The organism is Streptomyces sp. NPDC026672, from assembly GCF_040638185.1.
GTDB lineage: Bacteria > Actinomycetota > Actinomycetes > Streptomycetales > Streptomycetaceae > Streptomyces.
In genome coordinates this window covers 13,605-39,385 of the sequence record NZ_JBEZXS010000022.1, presented here as the reverse complement: position 1 = coordinate 39,385, position 25,781 = coordinate 13,605, and the positions used below count along the sequence as shown (strand labels likewise).

Here is a 25,781-nt window from a genome sequence, read left to right as displayed (position 1 = left end):
CTCAGCCACGCAGGGTGGCCGACGGGCTGGTGCCGTAGGCGTCGCGGTACAGCGCGGCGAAACGGCCGGCGTGCGCGAAGCCCCACCGCACGGCGACGTCCCCGACGGTCGTGCCCCCCGCCGGATCGGCGGCCTGGAGATCACGATGGGCATGGGCGAGACGGGCCCTGCGCAGATACGCGAGGGGTGTGGTGTCGAGATGACGCCGGAAGGCGTACTGGAGAGCACGCACGGTCACGTGCGCGGCCGCCGCGATCTCGGCCACGGTGAGGGGCTGATCGGCGTGGTCGTCGATGTGGGCGACGGCCCGGCGCAGCGTCGTCGGGTGCGCGTCGTCGCGGTCCTGAGCCGTGGGATCGGTACGCGCCGTGTTCGGGAACGCCGCGAGGACACTGGCGGCCAGCAACTGATCACCGGCCGCCGCTATCAACGGCTGCCCGGCGACCACCGGATCGGCCAGCACATGATCACGCAGGTAGACGATGGTCTCCCGGAGATGGCGGGCGGCGGCCGGGGAGTGCGGCCGGTGCCCGGTCAGCCGCACCGGCTCACGCAGCGGTCCCGCGCCGGACGCGGCCACCTGGTCCAGCAGACGGGGGTCCAGCATGGTGATGTTGTAGCGGGCGGAGCGGATGCGCCCCGCGTACGACAGGTCCGGCGGGGCGAACAGCACCACGTCACCGGGACCGAAGTCGTCCCGCACGTTCTGGTACACGTGGTCCGTGATCGTCCCCTCGTGGACCACGCACAGACAGATCCTCCCGAGCGGCGTCACCGCGTAGCTCATGTCGAAGTCCAGGTCGAGTTCGTCGACACTGATCGACGCCGTCGCGTCCCGGCGGATACGGGCCCGACCGGCCTCGGCCGTACCGCTGCCGATCCGCATCCGCGCGTAGGCCCGGCTCAGGAAGTCCTCCGTGACCGCGAGGTCGTCACTGTCGAACACCAGCGACTCCATCACAACACCCCCGCCCTTCCCGGCCCCGCCCGGACGATCGCGCCCCTGCGGCGCCGCTCCCTCCCGTTTCCCCAAGCGCGAGAACCAAACCGCCGCGAACTCCCCCCGCCGACTCCGCCCCCGCCGGCCTGCCGTCAGGCGAGATTGACGAGTCTGATGTAGCGGACCCAGTCCCAGAGGGAACCCGGATCCGTGTGATCCGTCCCCGGCACCTGATAGTGCCCCAGGATGTGCGCCCGGTCCTTCGGGATGCCGTATCTGTCGCAGATCGCCGCCGTCAGCCTCGCCGACCTCTCGTAGAGCGCGTCGGTGAAGTACGACGGCTTGTCCACCCAGCCCTCGTGCTCGATGCCGACGCTGCGCGTGTTGTAGTCCCAGTTCCCCGCGTGCCAGGCGACGTCGGCCTCCCGCACGCACTGCGCCACGTGCCCGTCGGCGGACCGCACCAGATAGTGCGCCGACACCCTCTTGGCCGGGTTCTGGAAGATGGACAGCGTGGTGCCGTACGACTCCTGCGTCACATGGATGATCACGCGGTCCACGGCGTAGGCGACGGGACGGTCGGACGCCGTGTAGTTGGCGGAGTCCGCCGCCTGCCACTCGGCCGTCGGATAGTCGACGGCCTGCGACTGCGCACCGGCCCGCGCGTCGGGAAGCAGCGCGTACGGAACGGCGGCGAGCGCCGCGCCCTTCAGGATCCGACGCCTGCTCGGAAACGGCCTTGCCCGGTCCATGCTGGATGCCTTTCGGGAATGGGGGAGGAAGCGGGCACCGACGTCACGTGCGCAGCGCCGCCGCGGTCTCGCGCAACCGGGCGTGCAGTCCGCGGTGCGTCTCGCGCGCGGGCAGCCAGTCCTTGCGCAGCTTGGCCACGCACGTGTAGTTGGTGTCGCACACGTTGGCCAACGGTGATTCGACCGCCTGGGTTGCGAACTGATACGCGTCCAGCTCAGTGAATCCGTAGTCGCGCACCAGCCACCGCACCAGGTCAAGCTGCGAGATCCGGAACGCGTCCTCCAACGGCCTGGCCGAACCGGTGGAGATGATGTGCGTGTCCGACTCCAGCCGCGGCCAGGGAGTGGCGATGCCCTTGAGGAGCTCGACGATCACCACGGTGTTCATCGCGCACTCGACGGCCACCCCGCACGTCTCGCCCTCTCCCTGTCTGGCGTGCCCGTCGCCGAGGCTGAGCAGCGCCCCCTCGACGTTCACCCCGAGGTAGCAGGTGACGCCGGCCCGCATCTCGGGGGTGTCCATGTTCCCGCCGTGCGCGTCCGGCACCAGCGCCGAGCGGACCTCCAGGTTGGCGGGCGCCACCCCCACCGTCCCGTGCATCGGGTCGAGCGGCAGCTCGGCCTCGAAGTCGCCCTCGCGGGCCCGGAACAGCGCGGTGCGCCGCTCCCGGTCCAACTGCCAGATCCACACCGTCTCCGGCAGCGGCGGCTGGAGCGTGGCCGTGGTGTGCGTCGAGGTGAGCGCCCCGAAGAGGGGGACAGTGGTCGACGCGGCCCAGTCGCGGGCCGGTTCGACCGACACGAAGTGCACGGCGACCGTGTCGCCCGGCTCCGCGCCCTCGATGTGGAAGGGGCCCGTCTGAGGGTTCAGGAAGGGGAACTCGCAGACCTCGGACACCAGGTCCTTCTCGGACCGCACCCGTCCGGCGAAGCAGTCCTCCGTGTAGAGGTCCAGGACCGTACCGGGGGCGATCCGCGCCACCGGCGGGGCACCGCCGAACGTCCAGGCGTACTCGCCCGGTTCGGGGCGTACCGTCAGGATCCGGGGGTCGGTCATCGCTGTTGTGCTCCGTTCTGCCGCAGGCCGGCGGGGGCGGGTTCGTCGAGGTGGACACGGGCGGTGTCGGCTATTCGGCCGGGGTGGCGCCGCAGCAGCACCAGGAGCACGACGACTCCGGCCGCCATCCAGACGCCCACGACGGGACCCGCGTACGACACCGGGGCGCTCAGCTCGGTCACGAAGTCGAACACCGGCAGTCCGGCCGCGGTCAGCAGGGCCGGGACGAACGCCACGATGCCCAGCAGTGGCAGCAGCAGATGCCGCACCGGCTTCAGGGCCGGGCGTCCGCGGCGCAGGAAGTAGCCCGCGCAGGCGAGGTTGACGACGATGTAGACCCCGATGACAACCGTGACGATCACCGTGGCCAGCAGCAGGAACGCGGTCACCGGGTCGTAGCCGAAACCCAGCCCCAGCACGGCGGCGACCGCGATCACCGTCTGCGCCGCGATGCCCGCGACGGGGGAGCGGTGGCGGGGATGGAGCACGGCCAGGAAGCGGGGGAGGACGCGGATGCGGGCCAGTGCGAAGGCCGTCCGCGTCGAGACGTTGGCGGACGCGTTGGCGTTGGCGATCGTCGAGTTCACCACCGCCAGGAACACCAGCACCCAGAACAGTCCGAACGACGCCCGCGCGACGCCCTCCCAGGACGCGGCGCCCGACGCCCCGAACGTCCCGAAGCGGTCCGGGCCGAAGTAGACCGTCATCGCGTACGTCGTCACCACGTAGACCAGCCCGATGCCGAGGGCCGCGCCGAGGACCGCGCGGTGCATCGTCCGGCGGGGATCGCGTGTCTCCTCGGCCAGCGGCGCCGCCGCCTCGAACCCGGCGAACGCCAGCACCGTGTAGACGGACCCGGCGAAGACGCCGCCGATGCCCTCGTACCCGTCGGCGGTGTGCGAGGTGCCGAACACCGACAGGGTGTTGTCCCCGCCCGCCCTGCCGATGAGCCAGACGGCGAACACCAGGAAGACGAGGACCTCGAAGACCCCGAGGACCGTGCCGAACCGGGCCGAGGCGCGGACCCCCAGGAACCCGGCCACGGCGATGACCGCCGCTCCCGCGAGCGACCACGGCCACCACAGGTCCGCCGGATAGGACGACCACTCCTGGTGCAGGGTGCCCGCGGTGGTGAAGCCCAGTTGCAGGAGCAGCAGCGGCGGGACCAGGGCCTCCACGAACACATAGCCCCAGCCGACGAGGAAGCCCACGGTCGGGTGCAGTCCCTGCGCGGCATAGGTGGCGACCGAGCCCGCGGCGGGCAGCTCCCGTGCCAGTTCGGCCACGCAGGACGCGGTGAACAGACACGCGACCAGCGCGATCAGCACGGACAGCGGCAGGCTGCCACCGGCGAAGGCGGCGCCCGACGGAATGGACGCGGCGACGGCCGCGGCGGGCGCCATCGCGGTGATGCTCTGGAACAGGACCTCGCGCAGCCCGACGGCGTCGCGTCGCAGTCCGCCGACCGTCTCCTCCGACATGCGTGCACCTCCCCCTCGCTCACCACGAAGCACCCGTCGCCCGGACGGTCCGGCGGCGCCTCGCGTGAATCACGGTACGGCGCCCACCGGTTGGGCAGAAGGGCACCACGTGGTTCCGTGGACGACGCGGGATCTGTGGACAACTCGGCCACCCGTTCGGGTGAAGTGCCCCAGGAATCAAGGGAGATGAGCCACGATTCGGGGGCGACGCACTTGTGACGGGCCTGTGACCGGAGGAGTGGCTTCCGCCACTGCTCGCGCCGAAGAGGTTCTGATCGACTCGCCCGATGCGCCCCCTCACCCTCGGCCCGGCCGTCGCCGCCGGCCTTCTGCTCCTCACCGCCTGCGGCTGGGAGACCGGCCCCGGGACCGTCCGGCCCGACCGGGTCGCCGACAATCCCGCCTGCGGCGAGGCGGGTTCGCCGGTTCCGGCCGTCCCCGCCGAGCCGTCCGGCGGGGAGACGGACGGAGTCACCGTCACGGGCGGGGCGAACGGCTGCGCCGAGTACCGGGTCACGAACCACCACACGGAGCCCTACACCTACACCGTCACCTTCGCTTTCCACTCCGCGTCGGGGGAGGCGCTGTGGCACGCGGACCGCGTCGTGCCGGACGTCGCGCCGGGGAAGACGGTGCCGGGGGTGATCGAGCCGGTGGGCGACCAGCCGCCCACCGCGCCGGCCCCGGCACTGGTGAAGCTGGTCGAGGTGCGGAGCGTTCCCGTCGCCGAGGCACCTTCGCAGTCGGGCACCTGCCCGCCCTCCGGGGTGCATGTGTACATCGACGAGGGCGACGCGGCCATGGGACTTCGCATGGTCGGGATCCATCTGCGGAACTGCGGAAAGGACACCTACCGGCTCGCGGGCTACCCCCGGCTGGGCGTCCTGGACGAGTCGCACGAGCCGGTGCGGGACGTGCGTGTCCTGCACGACGGCTCCTCGGTCGCCATGAGCACCGGGGCCGACGGCCCGCCCCGGCCACTGGACCTGGCGCCCGGTGAGGGCGCGGTCGCCGGCCTGGTGTGGCGCAACACCGTCCTCGACGGCACCCCGGTGAACGCCCCCTACGTCAGGGTGTGGCCGAAGCCGGGCGCGGCGCCCGTGACGGTGACACCGGAACTGGACCTGGGAACCACGGGCAGACTCGCCGTCGGCCCCTGGAAGAAGGACACCTGACCCGCGGTCACACCGGCGCTCCTTCACTCGGACATCCGCGGTCACGCCGGTTTCCCCTCCCTCAGATACACGACGGTCCCGGACCGGGCGGCCCCGCACAACGCGGTGAGCGTGCCGTGCGGGGCCGTCGACCGCACCCCGCCGAGTTCCCCCACGTCCCGCGCGTGGGAATCCGGTTGCCGTGTCGCGGCCGGGGTGCGACCGTCCTCGGCATGCCCACCTTCAGCGCGCACGACGGCACCCGGCTCGCCTACCGGGTCACCGGAGAAGGCGACCCGCTCGTCTGTCTGCCCGGCGGTCCCATGCAGGCGTCCGCCTACCTCGGAGACCTCGGGGGACTCGCCCGGCACCGGCGGCTGATCATGCCGGACCCGCGGGGGACCGGTGACTCGGCGGTGCCGGACGACCCGGGAACGTACCGTTGCGACCGGCTCGTGGCCGACGTGGAGGCGCTGCGCCGGCACCTGGACCTCGACCGGATGGACCTCCTGGGGCACTCCGCCGGTACCAACCTGACGGTGCGTTACGCGGAGCGTCACCCGGAGCGCGTCGGACGGCTCGTGCTGATCACTCCGAGCCCCATGGCCGTCGGCCTCACCGTCACGGCGGACGATCGGCTCGAGACGGCACTGCTGCGGCGCGGCGAACCCTGGTTCCCTGCTGCCCACGAGGCGCTCGAAGCGGCCGTCGCCGACCGCGCCACGGCCGACACCTGGCAGGCCCTCGCCCCGTTCGCCTACGGCCGCTGGGACGAGGCCGCGCGCGAACACCGTGCCCTGGAGGACACCCAGCGCAACAACGAGGCGGCGGCCATTCATGGTGCCGAGGGCGCCTACGACCCGGACGCCACCCGCCGGGCACTCGCGGCGTTCCGGAACCCCGTGCTGCTGCTCGCGGGTGCGTACGACCTGAACTCGCCCACGCGCATGGTGGCCGAATTCGCCGGACTCTTCCCCGACGCGCGGTTCGAGGTCCAGCCGGGGAGCGGCCACTTCCCCTGGCTCGACGACCCCGAGCGCTTCGTGAAGACCGTCGCCGCCTTCCTGGACTGAGGCCCACGCGGGGGCGGCCGAGACCCCACGCGCGGGAGCAGCCGTACGAGCACCCGCGTGTGGGGAAGCGGTGCGACCCGCGCGGGTCAACCGTGCTCGGCCACCGCCGCCGGGTCGTCCAGCACGGCCCGCACCACGGAGTGCGCGGCGCCCAGCAGCGGCCCCTGAGAGCCGAGCCGGGACACCGTCACCGGGCACGGCGGTCCGGCCGTCCGGTCCGCCAACTCGCCCGACAGCGAGGGCAGCAGCCACGGCGAGAGCCCGGCCAGCGCACCGCCGAGCACCACGGACTCGGGGTCCAGCAGATTGACCGCCCCGGTCAGGGCGATCCCGAGCGCCGCACCCGCGTCGTCCAGGGCCCGCCGCACCTCCGCGTCGCCCTCGCCCGCGCGCCGGGCCAGCAACCCCACCTGATCCTCGCCCGGTTCGAGACCGGCGGCGCGCAGGACCGCCTCCTCACCGGCGTACTGCTCCAGACAGCCGCGCCCGCCGCAGGCGCAGGGCGGCCCCTCCGGATGAACGGGCACATGGCCCAGCTCACCGGCGAACCCGCGCGTACCGCGCAGCAGTTGCCCGTCCACCACGACCGCGGCACCGATACCGATCTCCGCGGACACGTGCAGGAAGTCGCGCGGAGTGCCCTCGCCGAGCCACAGCTCCGCCAGGGCGCCGAAGTTGGCCTCGTTGTCCACGCTCAGCGGCAGACCCGCGGGCAGCAGCGCCCCGAGGTCCGTGTCGTGCCAGTCGAGGTTCGGCGCGCGGACGACGGTGTGCCCGTCGCGCGAGACCAGACCCGGAACGGCCACCGCGAGCCCGGCCGGCCACAGCCCCGCGCGCTCCGCCTCGCCCACGACACCGCGGACGAGCGCGGTGAGTTCGGCCAGCACCGGACCGGACGCCCGGCCCCGGTTGGGGGCGTGCCGCACCGCCCGCGCGCGTACCTCGCCCCGCAGATCGACCGCGCACACCGCCAGGTGGTCGACGCCGACCTCGGCGCCGATCCCGGCGGGCCCGCGCCCGCTGACCGCGAGCGCCGAGCCGGGCCGGCCCACGCGGCCGGGCCGCTCGGGGCCCAGTTCCTCCAGCAGCCCCCAGCGGATCAGCTCGTCCACGAGCGTCGACACCGCCGCCCGCGTCAGCCCGATGCGGGAGGCGACCGCGGCCCGCGACAGCGGACCGTCACCGCTGACGGCGTGCATCACGCGCGCGAGGTTGCGCCGGCGCATGCCCTGCTGGGTGTCGGGCAGGGCGCGGCCGGGAACGGGTGGGCCCTCGTGCAGCGGTGCGGTCATGCCTCCGTCAATCCTCGGTCCGTGCCCTCGCGGGCGTCACTCGCGGGTGGGGTCAGCCGGCGTCCGTCCCGCGCTCCAGCAGCGGGGCCGCGTCGGAGAGTACCCCGGAGATCCTGGCGAACGCCGCCTCGTCCCGCTCCACGGCCTCCAGCACCGGACCCGAGGCCGTGTTCCAGCGGCGCGCCACCGCGGCCGGGTCCTCACCGGTCAGCAGTCCCGCCGCCTGCGCCGCCGCGCCCAGCGCCACCAGTTCCTTGGCCTGCGGCACCTGGACCGGACGCCCCGACAGCCGCCGCACGGTCTCCTGCCAGGCCGTGCCGCGCGCGCCGCCGCCGATCAGCAGCAGCGGCGTGGTGCGGTCCGCGTCGGCGTCGAGGACCAGGTCCAGGGCGCCCAGCAGCGCGTGCACGGCGCCGTCGTACGCGGCCTGGAGGAGCTGCCCGGGGGTCGTGTCGTGACGCAGCCCGTGCAGCACCCCGGAGGCGTTCGGCAGGTTCGGGGTGCGCTCCCCGTCCAGGTACGGCAGGAACGTCACCGTGCCGCCCGGCTCGACCGCCTCGCGGTCCCGTCCCAGCAGGGTGGCGACCCGGTCGACGGCCAGGGTGCAGTTCAGCGTGCAGGCCAGCGGCAGCCAGTCGCCGTGGGCGTCGGCGAAGCCCGCGACCGTGCCCGTCGGATCGGCCGGACGGTGCCGCGACACGGCGTACACCGTGCCCGACGTGCCCAGGCTCAGCACCGGGGTGCCCGGCCGCAGCCCCAGGCCCATCGCGGCCGCCGCGTTGTCACCGGTGCCCGCCGCGACCAGCGTGCCCTTGGAGAACGGCAGACCGTGGCCGTCGCGCACGGTGCCCGCGACCTCGCCGGGCCGTACCACGCGCGGGAGGAACGCCGGGTCGAGCCCGATGTGCGCCAGGGTCTCCTCGTCGTACGCCTCCGTGCCGGACGCCCACCAGCCGGTGCCGGAGGCGTCGCCGCGGTCCGTCGTGCCCTGACCCGTCAGGCGTTCGGTGAGGTAGTCGTGGGGGAGGCGCACCGCGCGGGTGGCGCGCACCGCCTCCGGCTCGTGCTCGGCAAGCCACGCCCACTTCGTCACGGTGAACGAGGCGCCCGGCACACTGCCCGTGCGCTCCGCCCACCCCTTCGGGCCGCCCAGCTCCTCGACCAGCCGACGGGCCTGCGGCGCGGAACGCACGTCGTTCCACAGCAGCGCGGGACGCACCGGCTCGCCGTCGGCGTCCAGCGTGACCAGGCCGTGCTGCTGGCCGCCGATCGACACGGCGGCCGCCTCACGGGCCGCGTCGCCGCACTGGCGCAGCGCCTCGTTCAGGGCGTCCCACCACTGGCGCGGGTCGCTCTCCCGGCCGGCGCCGGTGGTGACCGTGTGCGGCGCCTGGCCGCTCGCCACGACCTGACCGGTCGTCGCGTCGACGACCAGCGCCTTGGTGGACTGGGTGGACGTGTCCACGCCGACGACGAGCGGACCCTCGGCTGCTGACATCGTGCTCTCCCTCTTCCGCGGCTCGCGGGATCTGGCCTGGTGTTCTCCGGCGTGTCCACGCGGCGGCGACCGGGCTGTCACCTCTTCGAGGACATCTTGTCTCTTCCCAGGGACGAGAGTGCATACTAATTTGTAAACGGCCATGACGAAATAGTCGGAGCAAGCAAGGAGCCGCGGCATGAGCTACCAGCCCACCCCCGAGGACAGGTTCACCTTCGGTCTGTGGACCGTCGGCTGGCAGGGGAGGGACCCGTTCGGCGACGCCACGCGGCGCGCCCTCGACCCCGTCGAGTCGGTGCAGCGCCTGGCCGAGCTGGGTGCCTACGGCGTGACCTTCCACGACGACGACCTGATCCCCTTCGGGTCCTCGGACACCGAGCGCGAATCGCACGTCAAGCGCTTCCGCCAGGCCCTCGACGCAACCGGCATGACCGTGCCGATGGCCACCACCAACCTCTTCACCCACCCCGTCTTCAAGGACGGCGCGTTCACCGCCAACGACCGCGACGTACGCCGTTACGCGCTGCGCAAGACGATCCGCAACGTCGACCTGGCGGTCGAGCTGGGCGCGAAGACCTACGTCGCCTGGGGCGGCCGCGAGGGTGCCGAGTCCGGCGCCGCCAAGGACGTCCGCGTCGCCCTGGACCGCATGAAGGAGGCGTTCGACCTCCTCGGCGAGTACGTCACCTCGCAGGGCTACGACCTGCGCTTCGCCATCGAGCCCAAGCCGAACGAGCCGCGTGGCGACATCCTGCTGCCCACCGTCGGCCACGCGCTGGCGTTCATCGAGCGCCTGGAGCGCCCGGAGCTCTACGGCGTCAACCCCGAGGTCGGCCACGAGCAGATGGCCGGGCTGAACTTCCCCCACGGCATCGCGCAGGCCCTGTGGGCGGGCAAGCTCTTCCACATCGACCTCAACGGCCAGTCCGGCATCAAGTACGACCAGGACCTCCGCTTCGGCGCCGGAGACCTGCGTTCCGCCTTCTGGCTGGTCGACCTCCTGGAGAGCGCCGGTTACGAGGGCCCGCGGCACTTCGACTTCAAGCCGCCGCGGACCGAGGACATCGACGGCGTCTGGGCCTCGGCGGCCGGCTGCATGCGCAACTACCTCATCCTGAAGGAGCGCGCGGCCGCCTTCCGCGCCGACCCGGAGGTCCAGGAGGCGCTGCGCGCCTCGCGTCTGGACCAGCTGGCGCAGCCCACCGCGGGCGACGGCCTGGAGGCGCTGCTCGCCGACCGCACGGCGTTCGAGGAGTTCGACGTCGAGGGTGCCGCCGCGCGCGGCATGGCCTTCGAGCGCCTCGACCAGCTCGCCATGGACCACCTGCTGGGCGCCCGCGGCTGAGACCCACGCGCGCGTGGAGCGAAGATTCCCTGATTCCCTCAGGACTCCACATGCGCCGGCCGTCGCCGAACCCCGCGCGGAATGACACGGAACCATGCGGTCCATGACCTGGCTCCGTACCAACGTCCGCGCGGGGGTCGCGTCATGACGGGGGGCACGGCGAACCTGGGCGACATGGTCACACCGCCTCCGCCGCCCCGGCCGCCCGGCCCTCCGGGCGGCGATCCCTCCCCGGACGGCTTCGGACCGCCCGTCCCGGGCGGCGCGCTACCGCCAGGAGCCCCCGCGAGGCGCCGGGGCCTGCTGTTCGCGGTGCTCGGCGTGCTCGTGGCCGCCGCCGCGGTCGTCGCCGTGGTGCTGACGACCTCGGGCGACGACTCGCCCGACGGGAGCGGGGCGAGCACCGGAGGCACCACCGAGCCGTCGCTCGGCATCCCCAGCGGCCTGCCGAGCGGCCTCCCCACGAAGCTGCCCAGCGGATTCCCCACGGCACTGCCGAGCGGGCTTCCGACAGCGCTGCCGAGCGGCTTCCCGACCGACCTGCCGAGCGGGCTGCCCTCGGGCTTCCCCAGCGAGCTGCCGAGCGACCTGAGGTCGCTCCTCCCCTCCCTCGGCGGGGAAGCACCCCAGGGGTGACCCGCTCGCTTCACCAGGTGTTCGATTTTTTCGGTCGGGTATCGGCCCTCGGGGTGTGTCAGGGTCGGGAGTCGGGGGCGACTCAGGGACGTCTCAGGGTCGGTGCCCGGAACCGCCGGGAGCGCGCGCCCGTTTTCACATCAGAGAGCGGCAGTGGCCGCGAAGGAGGCGACGCTCATGTCCAAGAACGCGAAGATCGCCGCAGGGGGTGTGGCGGTCGGGCTCATCCTGTTGATATGGCTGCCCTGGTGGGTGACGTTCCTGATCGTGGTGGGCGTCCCGGTGGCCGCGTACCTCACGCTCGACCCCTCGCAGCGCCGCAGGCTGCGCCGGGCCACGCGGAAGGAAATCGGCCGCTGAGGCGCTGACACCCGGCCGCGTACCCGGTCAGGGAGCAGGAGCCGACCACGTCGCCGCCCCCGGACCCGCCGACGGTCCGGTCCGCGGGCGGCGGAGCGCCCCGCTCCACCCGGGAGACCGGCGCGTCGAACGAGACAGGTCGAAGCAGACGGAAGGGCCGGATGTGCCGTGCCCGTGCCGGGACGCTGGCCCTTGCGCGGGCCCGGCAGGCTCAACTGGGCCGTACGGCCATCTTGTCGAGCGCCTCCAGGAGGCCGGGCAGCTCCGGGCCCCGGCCGACCGGCAGGACCTCGCCGGGCTCCTCGTCCAGCAGGACGAACGCGATGTCGTCGGTGCGGGCCACCATCGACCAGCCGGGCCCGTCGACGCGCAGCGTGCGGGCGTCACCCGGGGCGAACGTGGAACGGACCCGGCCCAGGGGCGGCGGCGAGCCCACATAGGCGCGGGCCTCCGCCAGCACCCGCCGTATGCCGCGGCGGCCCGTGGGAGCGGCTTCGGCACCGCCGTTCCCGGACTGCGGGGGCTGCGGGGGCTGCGAGGGCTGTTGGGGCCGCGCCGGAGCGTCGCCCGGTGTCGAGAACTCGGCGTCGTCGATCTGCTCCCGCCAGACAGCCCACTGGAGGGCGATCTCGTCGGCGCCGAGCCGCCGTTGGGCCGGCCCCCAGGTGCTGGTGTCCGGCGGGGCCAGCGGTGGGCCCTCCGCGACGTCGGGGCCGGGATCGTGCGGCGCGGGCACCCCGGGGGCCGCGACGGCGACCGCGAGGGGCCAGCCCGGCAGCGCGGCGACCACCGTGTGCTCGTCCGGCGACAGGTCGTACTCCATGCCGCAGTCCCAGGACGCGATCGCGACGGCGACCAGCGACACGTCGTCGACGACCACCGTCCAGCGGGCGCCGGAACCGTCCTGGCCGAGCACCAGGCCGTAGCCCTCGGCGAGCGGCGTGAGACCGAGGGCGGCGCACGCCTCCGGGTAGTCGTCGCCCAGCACGCTCGGAAACTGCGGCGGCGTCAGCAGCACCGCCGTGAGCACGTACAGCGCGTCGTCCGCGGCGACGGCCTCCGTGTCCGTCCCGGCCATCCCAGCCTCCCCAGTGGTTCGTCCAACGGCGCGCACCCTAGTGCGAGCGGAAGGCGGTTGTCACGACTCCTCCTCACACCCGGAGCCGCCGTCCTCCACCACGGAAGGGGCGAAACGGCCACGTGGAGCGGCCGGTGGAACGGGACCGGATCAGGCCGACGGCAGCCCCAGCAGATCCCGGGCCACCGCCCGCGGGGGCTCGTCCCGCTCCCGGGCCAGGGCGATGACGGCCCGGCAGGCCAGCTCCCTCACCCCGAAGGACAGGGCCTCGGGCGACACCCAGGCCGCTGCTTCGTCCATGCCGTCCTGGTCGTCGTCGACGGAGGACGCGACATAGGAGGCAGCCGCCTCGAACAAGTTGTGCGCGCCCTTTTCACGACCGCCGACCGCCTCCGCGCGCGTGGAGGTCCAAAACCCGGTGACGTATGTGCGGATCCTGTCGAACATGCGGAGCACCTTCCCACTGCGCGGTGACGTACCCGACCCTCCATCTGCTCCTGTTCAACGTAGGGTTGGAGCCGCGGCCACAGAAGGGCGACGCCCGGATGAACCGACTCCGCCGTGCGCGTTCAGGGCTCCCGGACCGCCAGCGCGAGGAAGCGGGCGTCCTCGTCGGCGTACGACGTCATGCGCCAGCCGGAACCGGCCAGCAGCGGGCGCAGATTGGGCTCGGCGCGCAGGTCGTCCGGCGTGATGTGGCGGCCCTGGCGCGCGGCGAGCGCGGCCCGGCCGATCGGATGGAACAACGCCAGCGTGCCGCCCGGCCGCACCACGCGTGCCAGCTCCCGCAGATTCTCGGCGGGACGGGGCAGATGCGCGATGAGCCCGGCCGCGAACACGGCGTCGAGGGACCGCGAGCGCAGCGGCAGCGCCGCCACGTCGGCGAGCAGGAGCCTGCCGTCGTGATCCCGTCCGGCCCGCACGGCGGCCTGAAGCATCGCCGGGGTCAGATCGACGCCGAGCACGACCCCCGACGGTCCGACGGCGGCGCGCAGCGGCGGAAGCGCGCGTCCCGTGCCGCACCCGGCGTCGAGCACGCGGTCGCCCTCGCGGACCCCGAGGTCGGCGACGGCGGCCGTGTAGGCCGGGCCGTCGTCCGGGAAGCGGCTGTCCCAGTCGGCCGCGCGGGCGCCGAAGAACTCCTGGACATGTGTGTGGTCGTCGCTCATGCCCCGCATGATTCCGCACCGGTGCCGGGGCGTGGAAGGAAGCGCTGATCAGGCCGGTGGAGCACGCCGGATGGACCCGCGCCGCCCGACCACTCCGCTCCGTCGGCCGGCACTGCTCAGCCCGACAGGTTCTTCACCGCCCTCACCTTGTCGACGGCGACCCGGACCAGGAGTTCCCCCGGAACACCGTTGCGGGCACCGAACTCCTCGGCGCGCTCCTCGCCCATGTATCGCGCGGCGATCCTCGTCGCCCACCGCCGGACCTCGTCCAGGTCCTCCGACAGCGTGGCCCGCCCGTTCAGGACCACGAAGTGGAACGGCGGACGCTCGTCGTCCACACACAGGGCGACACGCCCGTCACGTGCCAGATTGTGCCCTTTCACCGTCTCCTTCCCGGTGTTGAACACCAGCTCGTCCCCGTCGAGCAGGAACCAGATCGGCGTCACATGGGGGCTCCCGTCAGCCCTGACGGTCGACAACTTGCCGGTGCGGGTGCCGTGCGAGACGAACGCCCGCCATTCCTGGTCGGTCATCTTCTGTGCCATGGCTCCCATCCTCCTTGCCCGAGCGGCACTCGTGGGGAAGGCTGGCTGAGAGATCCTCCGGCCAGGAGGAGACGTCACACGGGGAGACGGAACATGGCGCAGAACCAGGGATTGAGCTGGTTGCTGGACGATCTGACCGAGCGCGTCGACCACGTACGACACGCGTTAGTCCTGTCGAACGACGGACTGGTGACCGGAGCCAGCACGGGACTCCGTCAGGAGGACGCGGAGCACCTCGCCGCGGTCTCCTCCGGGCTGCACAGTCTGGCCAAGGGGTCGGGACGGCACTTCGGCGCGGGCCGGGTGCGCCAGACGATGATCGAGTACGACGAGGCGGTCCTGTTCGTCACCGCGGCGGGCGAAGGCAGTTGCCTCTGCGTGCTCAGCGGCGCTGACTCCGACATCGGGCAGATCGCCTACGAGATGACCCTGCTCGTGAACCGCGTCGGAGAACACCTCGGCGTGGATGTAAGGCAACCTCAGCGAACGTCCGCGTCAGACCTCTGACCTGCACGTTCGTCAATCCCCGTGGAGTTTTCCACAGGCCGGCCACGGTGTGTGGCCGAGGGGCTACGGTGTGTTTCACGGCGAACGCACACAGCGTGAGCACCCACTCCACGGGGGAGTACGACCATGTCGGGCAGCACCATCGCACAGCCACGCCACCGCACCTGCGCACCGGGCCGAGCCGCACGTGAACTGGACCTCAAGCGGAGCGAGTTCGACCTCGCGATGCACCTCGGGCGCATCCGCACCGTGCCGGACGAGGGAGGCGGCGGAGACCGTCGCGTCGAGCGGGCCGAGATCGAGCGGCTGCGTTCGGCGGACGGCTTCCCCGAAGCGCTCCGGGAGAGCGTCAGGACCGTCGGCACCACGGAGGCCGCGACCCTCATGGGCGTGCCGCCCAGCAGGTTCACCCGCCTCGCGCGCCTGGGACTGATCGTCCCGGTCACCTTCTACCTCAACCGCTACCGGGCCGTGGTCTGGCTCTATCTGGCCGACGAACTGCGGCAGTTCAGCGCCGAGGAGAGCAACACGTCCTTCCTGACGGGCCGTACGCCCGAGCGGCTGCGGGACCAGCTCGGCGCGGGAGCGGACCTGCGGGCCCGCACCTGGCGCGGACGCCACCTGGGATTCCTGCTGCGGCAGGCCCACGACCCCTGGGAACACGCCGCGGCGGTGGCCGCGTTCCTCGCCCCCGACCAGGTCGCGGATGCCGTCCCGGACCCCCATGAACGCGCCCACCTGAACCGCCTCCTGCCGGGACCGCCCGTCCAGCGTGCGCCGGGATCACCCTCCGCGCACCTCGTCGAGCGGATCATGACGGCGGACGCCCCCGACGAGATCGACTGGCTCCGCAGCGACCTGGTCCGGGCGGTGGAGGAAGCACGCGCGCACCACCCCGCACCGCGCCCCGGGCAGATCCCGACCCCGCCCGGGACCGAACCGTCCCGCGGGCTGCTGGACCGCCTGCTGCGCAGAGGCCCCCGGCCGGCGGGGCCGTGAACCCGGTCCCGCGGACGGCGGCGCCCCGCTCTACAGGGCCCTGAACAGGCCCTCCTGGACGACCGAGACGAGCAGACGCCCCTCCAGGTCGTAGATGCGCCCGCGGGCGAGACCGCGGCCGCCCGTCGCGATCGGCGACTCCTGGTCGTACAGGAACCACTCGTCCGCGCGGAACGGCCGGTGGAACCACATGGCGTGGTCCAGCGACGCCATGTCGAAGTTCCGCGGACCCCACAGGGGCTCGACCGGGATGCGCACGGCGTCCAGCAGGGTCATGTCACTGGCGTAGGTCAGCGCGCAGGTGTGCACCAGCGGATCGTCGCCCAGCGGACTCACCGCGCGCATCCACACCGCGCTGCGCGGCTCGGCGCCCCGGATCTCCTCGGCGTTCCAGCGCAGCCGGTCCACATAGCGGATGTCGAAGGGCTGACGCCGCGCCATCCGCTCCAACTGCTCCGGCAGCGCGCCCAGATGCTTGCGGATCTCCTCGGCCACCGTCGGCAGGGACTCCGGGTCCGGCACCTCACGGGCCGGCGGCAGCTGGTGCTCGAACGGTCCTTCCTCAGGCTTGTGAAAGGAGGCGGTCAGATTGAAGATCGTGCGGCCCTGCTGCACGGCGGTGACCCGCCGGGTGGTGAACGACCGCCCGTCCCGGACCCGCTCGACCTGGTACACGATCGGCACGCCCGGACGGCCCGGACGCAGGAAGTACGCGTGCAGCGAGTGCACCGGACGGTCGCCCTCCGTGGTGCGCCCGGCGGCCACCAGCGCCTGGCCGGCCACCTGGCCGCCGAAGACCCGCTGGAGCGACTCCTGCGGGCTGCGGCCACGGAAGATGTTGACCTCGATCTGCTCCAGGTCGAGCAGGTCCACGAGCCTGTCGGCCGGGTTCGTCATGGGTGGGATTCTCCTGTGTTCACAACTGACCGACATCGGTGACCCGGACGACCGCGCGGCCCTCCGCGTCGGAGGCCGCGAGATCGACCTCCGCGCTGATGCCCCAGTCGTGGTCGTCGTTCGGGTCGTCGAAGATCTGACGGACGCGCCACAGACCGTTCTGCGGCTCCTCCTTGATCACCAGCAGCTTGGGGCCGCGGGCGTCCGGACCGGTGCCGAGGTCCTCGTACTCGTCCCAGTACTTGTCCATCGCCTCGCCCCACGCGTCGGCGTCCCAGCCGCTCTCCGCGTCCATCTCGCCCAGCTCCTGGACCTGGTCGAGCGCGGCCAGCTCCACGCGGCGGAACATCGTGTTGCGGACGAGGACGCGGAAGGCGCGGGCGTTGGTCGTGACCGGCTTGACCTCGTCGGCCTTCTCCTGGGCCTCCTCGGCGGTCAGTTCCTCCGGGTTGGCGAGCTGCTCCCACTCGTCCAGCAGACTGGAGTCCACCTGGCGCACCATCTCGCCGAGCCACTCGATGAGGTCCTGGAGGTCCTCGGACTTGATGTCGTCCGGGACGGTGTGGTCCAGGGTCTTGTAGGCACTGGCCAGGTAACGCAGCAGGATGCCCTCGGTGCGGGCCAGCTCGTAGAGGGACACCAACTCCGTGAAGGAGAGTGCCCGTTCGTACATGTCGCGGACGACCGACTTCGGCGACAGCGGATGGTCGCCGACCCAGGGGTGGCTCTTGCGGTAGGTGTTGTACGCGTGGAAGAGCAGCTCCTCCAGCGGCTTCGGGTAGGTCACGTCCTGGATGCGCTCCATGCGCTCCTCGTACTCGACGCCGTCCGCCTTCATGGCGGCCACCGCCTCACCGCGCGCCTTGTTCTGCTGGGCCACCAGGATCTGCCGCGGATCGTCCAGTGTGGACTCCACGACCGACACCATGTCCAGGGCGTACGACGGCGACTCCGGCTCCAACAGTTCGAACGCGGCCAGCGCGAACGTGGACAGCGGCTGGTTGAGCGCGAAGTCCTGCTGGAGGTCGACGGTGAGCCGGACGATGCGGCCCTCGGCGTCCGGCGTGTCCAGCTTCTCGACGATGCCGCCGTCGAGGAGCGACCGGTAGATGGCGATGGCCCGCCGGATGTGCCGCAACTGCTGCTTGCGCGGCTCGTGATTGTCCTCCAGCAGACGCCGCATGGCCTCGAAGGCGTTGCCCGGCCGGGCGATCACCGACAGCAGCATCGTGTGCGTCACACGGAAACGCGAGGTCAGCGGTTCCGGCTCGGACCCGATCAGCTTCTCGAACGTGGTGTCCGTCCAGCCGACGAAGCCCTCGGGCGCTTTCTTGCGCACCACCTTGCGGCGCTTCTTCGGGTCGTCGCCCGCCTTGGCCAGCGCCTTCTCGTTCTCGACGACGTGCTCCGGCGCCTGCGCCACGACCAGCCCCGCGGTGTCGAAGCCCGCCCGTCCGGCCCGGCCCGCGATCTGGTGGAACTCTCGGGCGCGCAGCGTGCGCACCCGGTTGCCGTCGTACTTGGTCAGGGCCGTGAACAGCACCGTGCGGATGGGCACGTTGACGCCCACGCCGAGCGTGTCCGTGCCGCAGATGACCTTCAGCAGACCGGCCTGCGCCAGTTTCTCCACCAGCCGCCGGTACTTGGGCAGCATGCCGGCGTGGTGCACCCCGATGCCGTGGCGGACGTAACGGGAGAGGTTGCGGCCGAACTTGGTGGTGAAGCGGAAGTTGCCGATCAGCTCGGCGATCTGGTCCTTCTCCTCCCGCGAGCACATGTTGATGCTCATGAGCGCCTGCGCCCGCTCCACGGCCTGCGCCTGCGTGAAGTGCACGATGTAGACCGGCGCCTGCCGGGTCTCCAGGAGGTCGGTCAGCGTCTCCGTGAGCGGGGTGAGGCGGTATTCGTAGGACAGCGGCACCGGGCGGGTGACCGAGCGGATCACCGAGGTGGGGCGGCCGGTGCGGCGGGTGAGGTCCTTCTCGAAGAAGGAGACGTCGCCGAGCGTGGCCGACATCAGGACGAACTGCGCCTGAGGCAGTTCGAGCAGCGGGATCTGCCAGGCCCAGCCGCGGTCGCCCTCCGCGTAGAAGTGGAACTCGTCCATGACGACCTGGCCGACGTCGGCGTCCTTGCCGTCGCGCAGCGCGATCGACGCCAGCACCTCGGCGGTGCAGCAGATCACGGGGGCGTCGGCGTTGACGGAGGCGTCACCGGTCAGCATGCCGACGTTCTCCGTGCCGAACAGCTTGCACAGCTCGAAGAACTTCTCCGACACCAGCGCCTTGATCGGGGCGGTGTAGAAGGTGACCTCGTCACGGGCGAGCGCGGCGAAGTGGGCGCCCGCGGCGATCATGCTCTTGCCGGACCCGGTGGGCGTCGACACGATCACGTTCGCACCGGAGACCACCTCGATCAGCGCCTCCTCCTGATGGGGGTAGAGCGTGAGACCGCGCTCCTGGGCCCACGACTCGAAGGCTTCGTAGAGGGCGTCGGGGTCGGCGGTCGGCGGCAGCTGATCGATGAGGGTCACGGACCCATCTTGCCTGGCCTCGGTACCGATGGGGGAATCGGCTGCGGGCACGAAGATCGCTGCCGCTACGCTGTGACGCCGACAGAACGTCAGTGCACCAGGTCAACTGGACAGCGGTACACGAGGAATGGGGCGGACAGCGGCCATGATGGGACCAGCACACTCACTGTCGGGGGCCGCGGCCTGGCTCGGGGTCGGAGCGGCCGCCGCCGCGGCCGGGCATCCGATGCCCTGGCCCGTCGTGCTGTGCGGCGCGCTGATCTGCGCGGGCGCCGCGCTGGCCCCGGACCTCGACCACAAGGCGGCCACCATCTCCCGGGCCTTCGGACCCGTCTCGCGCTGGCTCTGCGAGATCGTGGACAGGCTGTCCTACAGCGTCTACAAGTCGACGAGGAAGCCGGGCGACCCGCGTCGCTCCGGAGGGCACCGCACGCTGACGCACACCTGGCTGTGGGCGGTCCTGATCGGCGGGGGCGCCTCGGCCCTGGCGATCGTCGGGGGCCGCTGGGCGGTGCTGGCGCTTCTGTTCGTGCACATGGTGCTGGCGATCGAGGGGCTGCTGTGGCGGGCGGCCCGCGGCTCCAGCAGCGACGTGCTGGTGTGGCTGCTGGCCGCGACGAGCGCGTGGATCCTCGCGGGCACCCTGGACAAGCCCGGCAACGGCTCCGACTGGCTGTTCAGCCAGCCCGGCCAGGAGTACCTGTGGTTGGGCCTGCCGATCGTGCTGGGTGCGCTGGTGCACGACATCGGGGACGCGCTGACCGTCTCGGGCTGCCCGATCCTGTGGCCGATACCCCTGGGCCGCAAGCGCTGGTACCCGCTGGGCCCGCCGAAGGCGATGCGGTTCCGTGCCGGCAGCTGGGTCGAGCTGAGGGTGCTGATGCCGGTGTTCATGGTGCTCGGAGGGCTGGGCTGCGCGGCGGCCCTCAACGTGATCTGACGGGGCCACGTGATCCGGCGGGGTCGGCCCGTCCCCGTGCGGGCCGCACCGCACCTCCGTCGTGCCGCCTCGCCCCCTTCACGGGTCGGGGCGCCGCTCCCTCAGCCGGAGTCGCGGCCGGCCCCGCCGTAGCGGCGCTCGAAGCGGGCGACGCGGCCCTCGGAGTCGACCGTGCGGGCCCGTCCCGTGTAGAAGGGGTGGCTCTCGGAGGAGATCTCCACGTCGACCACGGGGTACGTCTCGCCGTCGTCCCATTCGATGGTCTGGTCGCTGGACGCCGTGGACCGGGTCAGGAACGCGTAGCCGGCGGAGCGGTCGCGGAAGACCACGGGGTGGTACTCGGGGTGCTTGTCCTGCTGCATGGAGGCTCCTTGCGCGGGGCGGTCGGCTGGCAGGTGGTCCGGGGATCAGGTGAACGAGGAGTCCTCGTCCACGATGTGCATGGCGGCCTCCTCGGCGGAGGCACCGGCGCCGTCGATGCCGACGTCCGTGGCGACCAGCGCGCTCTCCTCGTCCTCGTGCGCACCCTCGTCGGGGGCGACCAGACGGCCGGAGCGCAGGTCGCCGACCTCGTTGTCCAGGACCTCGCCGTCGGTGCCCTGGCAGTCACCGATGTCGTCGCCGTCCGGCGCGACCAGATCGGGCAGCTCCTCGGCGAGCCGCTGGTCCAAGGTCTCGCCCCGGGACCGTTCGGCCGCGGTGACGCCGGTGTGCTCCACCGCCCAGGGCCGCTCCGGCGGGGACCAGCCCCGGTCGAGCGGGTCGTCGACACCGTCGTCGACGAGCGTGTCCTCACCGTCGAGCAGCCCCGCGTCGTCCTGGATCTCGGACGCATCGGGCTGGTAGACGTCGTCTCCCCATCCGTCGGCGCTGTTCACGGGTACCTCCAGGTGGTGGGGACGGCCCCTTCTCTCCGGGGTCGGCGGACGACCGCCCACCCGCGGGGCACAGGTTTCACCCGGACTCGAACCAGAGGGCTGCCGGGTGTCCCCGGAACCCGTGCCGCTCTCCAGACTTCCACTCCGCTTCGGGACCGCGCAACGCCACGACACGTGTGCCCCGTGCACACCTCACCGCCCGGGGCCGGACGAACACCCGGAGCGAGCGGCCGTGACCCGCGGGCCGGCGGGCCTCGGTGGGGCCGGCCGGAACCGGCCCCACGCACCCTGCCGACATCGCCGCCCCGGCGGGGCCACGCGTCAGCCGTGCGACGAGGTTCACCCCCGCGACGCGCCTCAGCCGTGCCACGAGCGCCACAGCGCCGCGTACGCGCCGTCGGCCGCGACCAGGGCGTCATGGCTGCCCAGCTCCCTGATGCGGCCGTCCTCCACCACGGCGATCACGTCGGCGTCGTGGGCGGTGTGCAGACGGTGGGCGATGGCGACCACCGTGCGGCCCTCCAGGACCCGGGCCAGGGAACGTTCGAGGTGACGGGCCGCGCGCGGGTCGAGCAGCGAGGTCGCCTCGTCCAGGACCAGCGTGTGCGGGTCGGCCAGCACGAGACGGGCCAGCGCGATCTGCTGCGCCTGCGCCGGGGTGAGCGCGAGCCCGCCCGAGCCGACCTCGGTGTCCAGACCGTCCGCCAGGGCCTGCGCCCACCCGTCCGCGTCGACCGCGCCCAGCGCCGCCCACAGCTCCGCGTCCCGCGCGTCCACGCGGGCCAGCAGCAGGTTGTCGCGCAGCGAGCCCACGAACACATGGTGCTCCTGGTTGACGAGGGCGACGTGCGAGCGGACCCGCTCGGCGGCCATCCGGGACAGTTCGGCGCCGCCCAGGGTGACGCGGCCGTCCCGGGGCGCGTAGATCCCGGCGAGCAGTCGGCCCAGGGTGGACTTGCCCGCGCCGGACGGTCCGACGAGGGCGAGCCGGGTGCCGGGGGCGACGTTCAGGGACACCTCGCGCAGCACGTCGACGCCCTCGCGGTAGCCGAAGTGCACCCGGTCCGCGTGCACGTCACGTCCCTCGGGCGCCGTCCCGGCGTCACCGGTGGCCGGCTCGATGTCCCGCACACCGACCAGGCGGGCCAGCGACACCTGGGCCACCTGCACCTCGTCGTACCAGCGCAGGATCAGGTTCACCGGGTCCACGAGCATCTGCGCGATGAGCGCGCCCGTCGTCAGCCGGCCCACGTCGATCCAGCCGCGCAGCACGAAGAAGCCGCCGATCATCAGCACCGAGCCCAGGACCAGCACATGGGTCAGGTTGATGACGGGGAAGAGCACGGACCGCAGCCACAGCGTGTAGCGCTCCCACGCCGTCCACTCCTTGATCCGCCGTTCCGACAGGGCGACACGGCGGTCGCCGAGCCGGTGGGCCTCGACGGTGTGCCCGGCGTCGACGGTCTCGGCGAGCACGGCGGCCACGGCGGCGTATCCGGCGGCCTCCGAGCGGTAGCCCGACGGCGCCCGTTTGAAGTACCAGCGGCAGCCGATCACCAGCAGCGGCAGCGCGACGAGCACGGTGGCGGCCAGCGGAGGCGCGGTGATCACGAGGCCGCCGAGCAGCAGCGCGATCCAGACGACGCCGATGGACAGCTGGGGGACGGCCTCGCGCATGGCGTTGGCGAGCCGGTCGATGTCCGTGGTGATGCGGGACAGCAGGTCGCCGGTGCCGGCCCGTTCGAGGACGCCCGGCGGCAGGCCGACCGACCGCACGAGGAAGTCCTCACGCAGATCGGCCAGCATGCGTTCGCCCAGCATCGCGCCGCGCAGCCGCACCTCGCGCACGAACACCGCCTGCACGACGAGGGCGAGCACGAACAGCCCGACGGTGGTGCCGAGACGGAGGTCCCGAGACCCTTCGGACACCCGCTCGACGAGTCCGCCCAGCAGATAGGGGCCCACCATGGAGGCCACGACGGCGAGGGAGTTGACGCCGATGAGCAGCAGGAAGGCCCGCCGGTGCCGGCGGAACAGCTCGGTCACGTAGGCGCGGACAGTAGCGGCGGCGCCGACGGGCAGGGTGGTCGCCGTCGTCGGGGCGGCCGGGTCGTAGGCGGGTGGCGCGACGCCGATCATGCGCTCTCCTCGATCTCTTCCCAGGCGCTCCGCAGAGCGTCCTCTTCGTCCGACGGGCCGGGACGGGCGGCACCTTCGGGTGACGCGTCGGACAGGACGGCGCCCTCACCCGGCAGGACGGCGTTCCTCTCCGGCAGGACGGCGTCCCCGCCCGGCGCACCCGCGCCGTCGGCCAGCTCGTCGTCGGTCTCCCGGGTGACGACGGCCCGGTACCGGGCGTCGGAGTGGACCAGTTCGCGGTGGACGCCGGTCGCCGCCACCTCGCCCTCGTGGACGAGGACCACCCGGTGGGCCCGGTCCAGCAGCAGCGGGGAGGAGGTGAGGACCACCGTCGTCCGCCCGGCGCGCAGCTTGCGCAGGCCCTCCGCGATGCGGGCCTCGGTGTGCGAGTCGACGGCGGAGGTCGGCTCGTCGAGGACCAGGACCTCCGGGTCCGTGATCAGCGACCGGGCGAGCGCGAGCCGCTGGCGCTGGCCGCCGGACAGCGAGCGGCCGCGCTCCGTGATGCGGGCGTCCATCGGGTCCGTCACGTCCAACGACCCCTGGACCAGCGCCTCCAGCACGTCCCCGCACTGGGCCGCGCCCAGCGCGTCCTCGGCGGTGACCTCGCCGGACGAGGGCACGTCGAGCAGGTCGCGCAGTGCACCGGACAGCAGCACCGGGTCCTTGTCCTGGACCAGGACGGCGCTGCGGGCGGAGTCGAGGGGGAGTTCGTCGAGCGGCACGCCGCCGAGCAGCGCCGACGCACCTGGCTCGGCGGGGTGTCCGCCCAGCCGTTCCGCGAGCCGGCCCGCCGCGTCCGGGTCGCCGCACACCACGGCGGTGAGACGGCCGGCGGGGGCGAGCAGACCGCTCGTCGGGTCGTACAGATCGCCGCCCGCCACTCCGGCCCCACGGGAACCCCCGGCGTCCGTGGGCCGTTCAAGAGACAGGACCCGGGCGGCGCGCTTGGCGGCGGGGCGCGAGAAGGAGTACGCCATGGCGATCTCCTGGAAGTGCTGGAGCGGATAGGTGAGGACCATCACCGCGCTGTAGACAGTGACCAGTTCACCGACGCCGATGCGGCCCTGCTGGGCGAGGCGGACGCCCTGCCAGACGACCGCGATCAGCAACAGCCCTTGCAGGAGCACCTGGATCGCGGCGATCAGGGACCACATCCGGGCGCTGCGCACGGCGGCGCGGCGCACCTCCTGGGAGGCGGTGCGGTAGCGGGTGAGGAAGAGTTCCTCGCCGCCGATCCCGCGCAGCACCCGCAGCCCGGCGACGGTGTCGGACGCCAGCTCCGTGGCCCGTCCCGCCTTCTCGCGCTGGACGTCGGCGCGGCGGGTGGCCCGGGGCAGCAGCGGCAGCACAGAGAGGGCGAGCAGGGGTACACCGACGGCGACGAACACACCGAGGGCGGGCTCGTAGAAGAGGAGGCCGACACAGACCACGACCACCGTCAGCGCGGCCGCCGTGAAGCGGGAGACGGCCTCGACGAACCATCCGATCCGCTCCACGTCACCGGTCGAGACGGCGACCACCTCGCCCGCGGCGACCCGCCGGGTGAGCAGCGAACCCAGCAGGGACGCCTTGCGGGCCAGCAGTTGCTGGACGCGGGCGGCGGCGGTGATCCAGTTGGTGACGGCGCTGCGGTGCAGGAAGGTGTCGCCGACGGCGATCCCCACCCCGCACACCAGCATCAGCGCGCCCGTCAGGGCGAGCCGGGTGCCGGACCGGTCGACCACGGCCTGTACGGCCAGGCCGACGCAGAACGGCAGGGCCGAGACGGAGACGAAGTGCAGCAGGCCCCAGGCCAGGGCCTTGAACTGCCCGCCCAGTTGGTTCTGTCCGAGCCACCACAGGAAGCGGGGACCCGATCGCGCGTCCGGCACGCCCGGATCGGAGTACGGGAGGTCTTGAATCTGCATGGCGTCCCAGCGGCTCTGGTCGGGGAGGAGGGCAACGAGCCGTGAAAGGGTCGCGTTGCGACGTGGTCAAAATCAAACGGTTTTCTGTGACCCCGGCCGGGTGCGGGCACACGACGGCGCGGTGGGCCGACGCCCGGTCAGCAGTGTTGCGCGGGTGCCCCGTCCACCAGGGTGTCCAGCAGTCCGCCCAGCGTCTCCCGCTGTTCGGGTGAGAGGGGGGCCAGGATCTCCCGGGCCGCCGCGCGGCGCGCGGCGCGGAGTTCGCCGAGGGCGTGCCGGCCGTCGTCGGTGAGCTCGATGCGGGTGACCCGGCGGTTGGTCGGGTCGGGCACGCGGCGCACCTTGCCGCTCGACTCCAGGCCGTCGACCAGCGTCGTGACCGCGCGCGGCACCACTTCCAGGAACTCGGCGAGATCCGCCATGCGCGGCGGGGAGCCGAAGTGCGCCAGGGTGCGCAGCAGACGGGACTGGGCCGGGGTGATGCCCAGGTCGCGCTGCTCCAGATGGCGTTTCTGGATGCGGTGCACCCTGCGGGTGAGCCGCAGTAGCTGCTCGGCGAGCAGTGCGTCGGGGTCCGGGCTGGTCATGCCGGGAACAA

The 25,781-nt window shown here is 72.6% G+C and carries 25 protein-coding genes; 8 read left to right on the top strand and 17 right to left on the bottom strand.

Translation table 11 applies throughout. The features are described from left to right. Position 1 precedes the first annotated feature (1 nt). From AB0F77_RS24650 to AB0F77_RS24635, 4 genes are all read right to left on the bottom strand, one after another. A complete protein-coding gene (locus AB0F77_RS24650) occupies positions 2–958 on the bottom strand; it encodes a helix-turn-helix transcriptional regulator (RefSeq protein WP_361952551.1) in 957 nt (318 codons plus the stop codon). 134 nt (positions 959–1,092) lie between these two features. Beyond that, on the bottom strand, positions 1,093–1,692 hold the full coding sequence (locus AB0F77_RS24645; RefSeq protein ID WP_361952548.1) for an N-acetylmuramoyl-L-alanine amidase: 600 nt from the start codon (positions 1,690–1,692) through the stop codon (positions 1,093–1,095). A gap of 43 nt (positions 1,693–1,735) precedes the next feature. After that, complete coding sequence (locus AB0F77_RS24640) at positions 1,736–2,749, bottom strand: acetamidase/formamidase family protein (RefSeq protein ID WP_361952546.1); 1,014 nt, start codon at positions 2,747–2,749, stop codon at positions 1,736–1,738. Next, the gene (locus AB0F77_RS24635) at positions 2,746–4,230 is read right to left on the bottom strand and encodes an APC family permease (protein WP_361952544.1); all 1,485 of its coding nucleotides are present in this window, start codon (positions 4,228–4,230) and stop codon (positions 2,746–2,748) included. The genes AB0F77_RS24640 and AB0F77_RS24635 overlap by 4 nt, the downstream gene beginning before the upstream one ends. Before the next feature lie 287 nt (positions 4,231–4,517). Here AB0F77_RS24635 and AB0F77_RS24630 point away from each other — a divergent pair, with 287 nt between their 5' ends. Together AB0F77_RS24630 and AB0F77_RS24625 are read left to right on the top strand one after the other, a co-directional pair. Further along, entirely contained in the window at positions 4,518–5,405 is an 888-nt protein-coding gene (locus AB0F77_RS24630; RefSeq protein WP_361952541.1) for a DUF4232 domain-containing protein, read from the top strand. Positions 5,406–5,617: 212 nt separating this feature from the next. Next, the gene (locus AB0F77_RS24625; RefSeq protein WP_361952538.1) at positions 5,618–6,457 is read left to right on the top strand and encodes an alpha/beta hydrolase; all 840 of its coding nucleotides are present in this window, start codon (positions 5,618–5,620) and stop codon (positions 6,455–6,457) included. Between the two features lie 86 nt (positions 6,458–6,543). On the opposite strand, the gene AB0F77_RS24620 is transcribed toward AB0F77_RS24625, so the two are convergent. Then, positions 6,544–7,749 carry an ROK family transcriptional regulator gene (locus tag AB0F77_RS24620; RefSeq protein WP_361952535.1) on the bottom strand — a complete coding sequence of 402 codons (1,206 nt, stop codon included), beginning with the start codon at positions 7,747–7,749 and terminating at the stop codon, positions 6,544–6,546. A 52-nt stretch (positions 7,750–7,801) separates the two neighbouring features. Further along, complete coding sequence (gene xylB, locus AB0F77_RS24615; protein WP_361952534.1) at positions 7,802–9,247, bottom strand: xylulokinase; 1,446 nt, start codon at positions 9,245–9,247, stop codon at positions 7,802–7,804. Between the two features lie 178 nt (positions 9,248–9,425). On the opposite strand from xylB, the gene xylA reads away from it, so the two are divergent. The 3 genes from xylA to AB0F77_RS24600 all read left to right on the top strand — a co-directional run bounded on the left by xylA (position 9,426) and on the right by AB0F77_RS24600 (position 11,588). Continuing rightward, a complete protein-coding gene (gene xylA, locus AB0F77_RS24610) occupies positions 9,426–10,592 on the top strand; it encodes a xylose isomerase (protein WP_361952532.1) in 1,167 nt (388 codons plus the stop codon). A 174-nt stretch (positions 10,593–10,766) separates the two neighbouring features. Further along, on the top strand, positions 10,767–11,228 hold the full coding sequence (locus tag AB0F77_RS24605) for a hypothetical protein (RefSeq protein WP_361952530.1): 462 nt from the start codon (positions 10,767–10,769) through the stop codon (positions 11,226–11,228). A gap of 177 nt (positions 11,229–11,405) precedes the next feature. Beyond that, positions 11,406–11,588: a hypothetical protein gene (locus AB0F77_RS24600; protein ID WP_361952527.1), complete on the top strand. Its 183-nt coding sequence runs from the start codon at positions 11,406–11,408 to the stop codon at positions 11,586–11,588. A gap of 211 nt (positions 11,589–11,799) precedes the next feature. On the opposite strand, the gene AB0F77_RS24595 is transcribed toward AB0F77_RS24600, so the two are convergent. The 4 genes from AB0F77_RS24595 to AB0F77_RS24580 all read right to left on the bottom strand — a co-directional run bounded on the left by AB0F77_RS24595 (position 11,800) and on the right by AB0F77_RS24580 (position 14,380). Then, positions 11,800–12,666, bottom strand: coding sequence for a hypothetical protein (locus tag AB0F77_RS24595; RefSeq protein WP_361952524.1), 867 nt, complete (start codon positions 12,664–12,666; stop codon positions 11,800–11,802). Between the two features lie 150 nt (positions 12,667–12,816). Beyond that, a complete protein-coding gene (locus tag AB0F77_RS24590; RefSeq protein WP_361952521.1) occupies positions 12,817–13,113 on the bottom strand; it encodes a hypothetical protein in 297 nt (98 codons plus the stop codon). Between the two features lie 122 nt (positions 13,114–13,235). Then, the gene (locus AB0F77_RS24585) at positions 13,236–13,835 is read right to left on the bottom strand and encodes a class I SAM-dependent methyltransferase (RefSeq protein ID WP_361952518.1); all 600 of its coding nucleotides are present in this window, start codon (positions 13,833–13,835) and stop codon (positions 13,236–13,238) included. Between the two features lie 116 nt (positions 13,836–13,951). After that, positions 13,952–14,380, bottom strand: a complete 429-nt coding sequence (locus AB0F77_RS24580; protein ID WP_361952516.1) for a PPOX class F420-dependent oxidoreductase — start codon at positions 14,378–14,380, stop codon at positions 13,952–13,954. A gap of 93 nt (positions 14,381–14,473) precedes the next feature. Between AB0F77_RS24580 and AB0F77_RS24575 the strand changes: the two genes are divergently transcribed. Together AB0F77_RS24575 and AB0F77_RS24570 are read left to right on the top strand one after the other, a co-directional pair. Next, on the top strand, positions 14,474–14,887 hold the full coding sequence (locus AB0F77_RS24575; protein ID WP_361952513.1) for a roadblock/LC7 domain-containing protein: 414 nt from the start codon (positions 14,474–14,476) through the stop codon (positions 14,885–14,887). 126 nt (positions 14,888–15,013) lie between these two features. Beyond that, positions 15,014–15,886: a DUF6397 family protein gene (locus AB0F77_RS24570; protein ID WP_361952510.1), complete on the top strand. Its 873-nt coding sequence runs from the start codon at positions 15,014–15,016 to the stop codon at positions 15,884–15,886. A gap of 30 nt (positions 15,887–15,916) precedes the next feature. On the opposite strand, the gene AB0F77_RS24565 is transcribed toward AB0F77_RS24570, so the two are convergent. After that, on the bottom strand, positions 15,917–16,783 hold the full coding sequence (locus AB0F77_RS24565; protein ID WP_361952507.1) for an acyl-CoA thioesterase II: 867 nt from the start codon (positions 16,781–16,783) through the stop codon (positions 15,917–15,919). 19 nt (positions 16,784–16,802) lie between these two features. Then, the gene (locus AB0F77_RS24560; RefSeq protein WP_361952504.1) at positions 16,803–19,316 is read right to left on the bottom strand and encodes a DUF3516 domain-containing protein; all 2,514 of its coding nucleotides are present in this window, start codon (positions 19,314–19,316) and stop codon (positions 16,803–16,805) included. A gap of 145 nt (positions 19,317–19,461) precedes the next feature. On the opposite strand from AB0F77_RS24560, the gene AB0F77_RS24555 reads away from it, so the two are divergent. Then, a complete protein-coding gene (locus AB0F77_RS24555) occupies positions 19,462–20,256 on the top strand; it encodes a metal-dependent hydrolase (RefSeq protein ID WP_361952501.1) in 795 nt (264 codons plus the stop codon). A gap of 101 nt (positions 20,257–20,357) precedes the next feature. Here the strand turns inward: AB0F77_RS24555 and AB0F77_RS24550 are convergent, their stop codons facing one another. The 5 genes from AB0F77_RS24550 to AB0F77_RS24530 form a co-directional block, all read right to left on the bottom strand. Then, positions 20,358–20,618 (bottom strand): type B 50S ribosomal protein L31, encoded by a 261-nt coding sequence (locus AB0F77_RS24550; RefSeq protein ID WP_361952498.1) that lies wholly within the window; start codon positions 20,616–20,618, stop codon positions 20,358–20,360. A gap of 45 nt (positions 20,619–20,663) precedes the next feature. Further along, positions 20,664–21,134 carry a DUF5709 domain-containing protein gene (locus tag AB0F77_RS24545; RefSeq protein WP_361952495.1) on the bottom strand — a complete coding sequence of 157 codons (471 nt, stop codon included), beginning with the start codon at positions 21,132–21,134 and terminating at the stop codon, positions 20,664–20,666. A 357-nt stretch (positions 21,135–21,491) separates the two neighbouring features. Next, the gene (locus AB0F77_RS24540; RefSeq protein ID WP_361952492.1) at positions 21,492–23,273 is read right to left on the bottom strand and encodes an ABC transporter ATP-binding protein; all 1,782 of its coding nucleotides are present in this window, start codon (positions 23,271–23,273) and stop codon (positions 21,492–21,494) included. After that, on the bottom strand, positions 23,270–25,183 hold the full coding sequence (locus AB0F77_RS24535; RefSeq protein WP_361952489.1) for an ABC transporter ATP-binding protein: 1,914 nt from the start codon (positions 25,181–25,183) through the stop codon (positions 23,270–23,272). Before AB0F77_RS24535 ends, AB0F77_RS24540 begins: the two co-directional genes overlap by 4 nt. 137 nt (positions 25,184–25,320) lie before the next feature. Next, complete coding sequence (locus tag AB0F77_RS24530) at positions 25,321–25,770, bottom strand: MarR family transcriptional regulator (protein ID WP_361952486.1); 450 nt, start codon at positions 25,768–25,770, stop codon at positions 25,321–25,323. Positions 25,771–25,781: the final 11 nt, after the last annotated feature.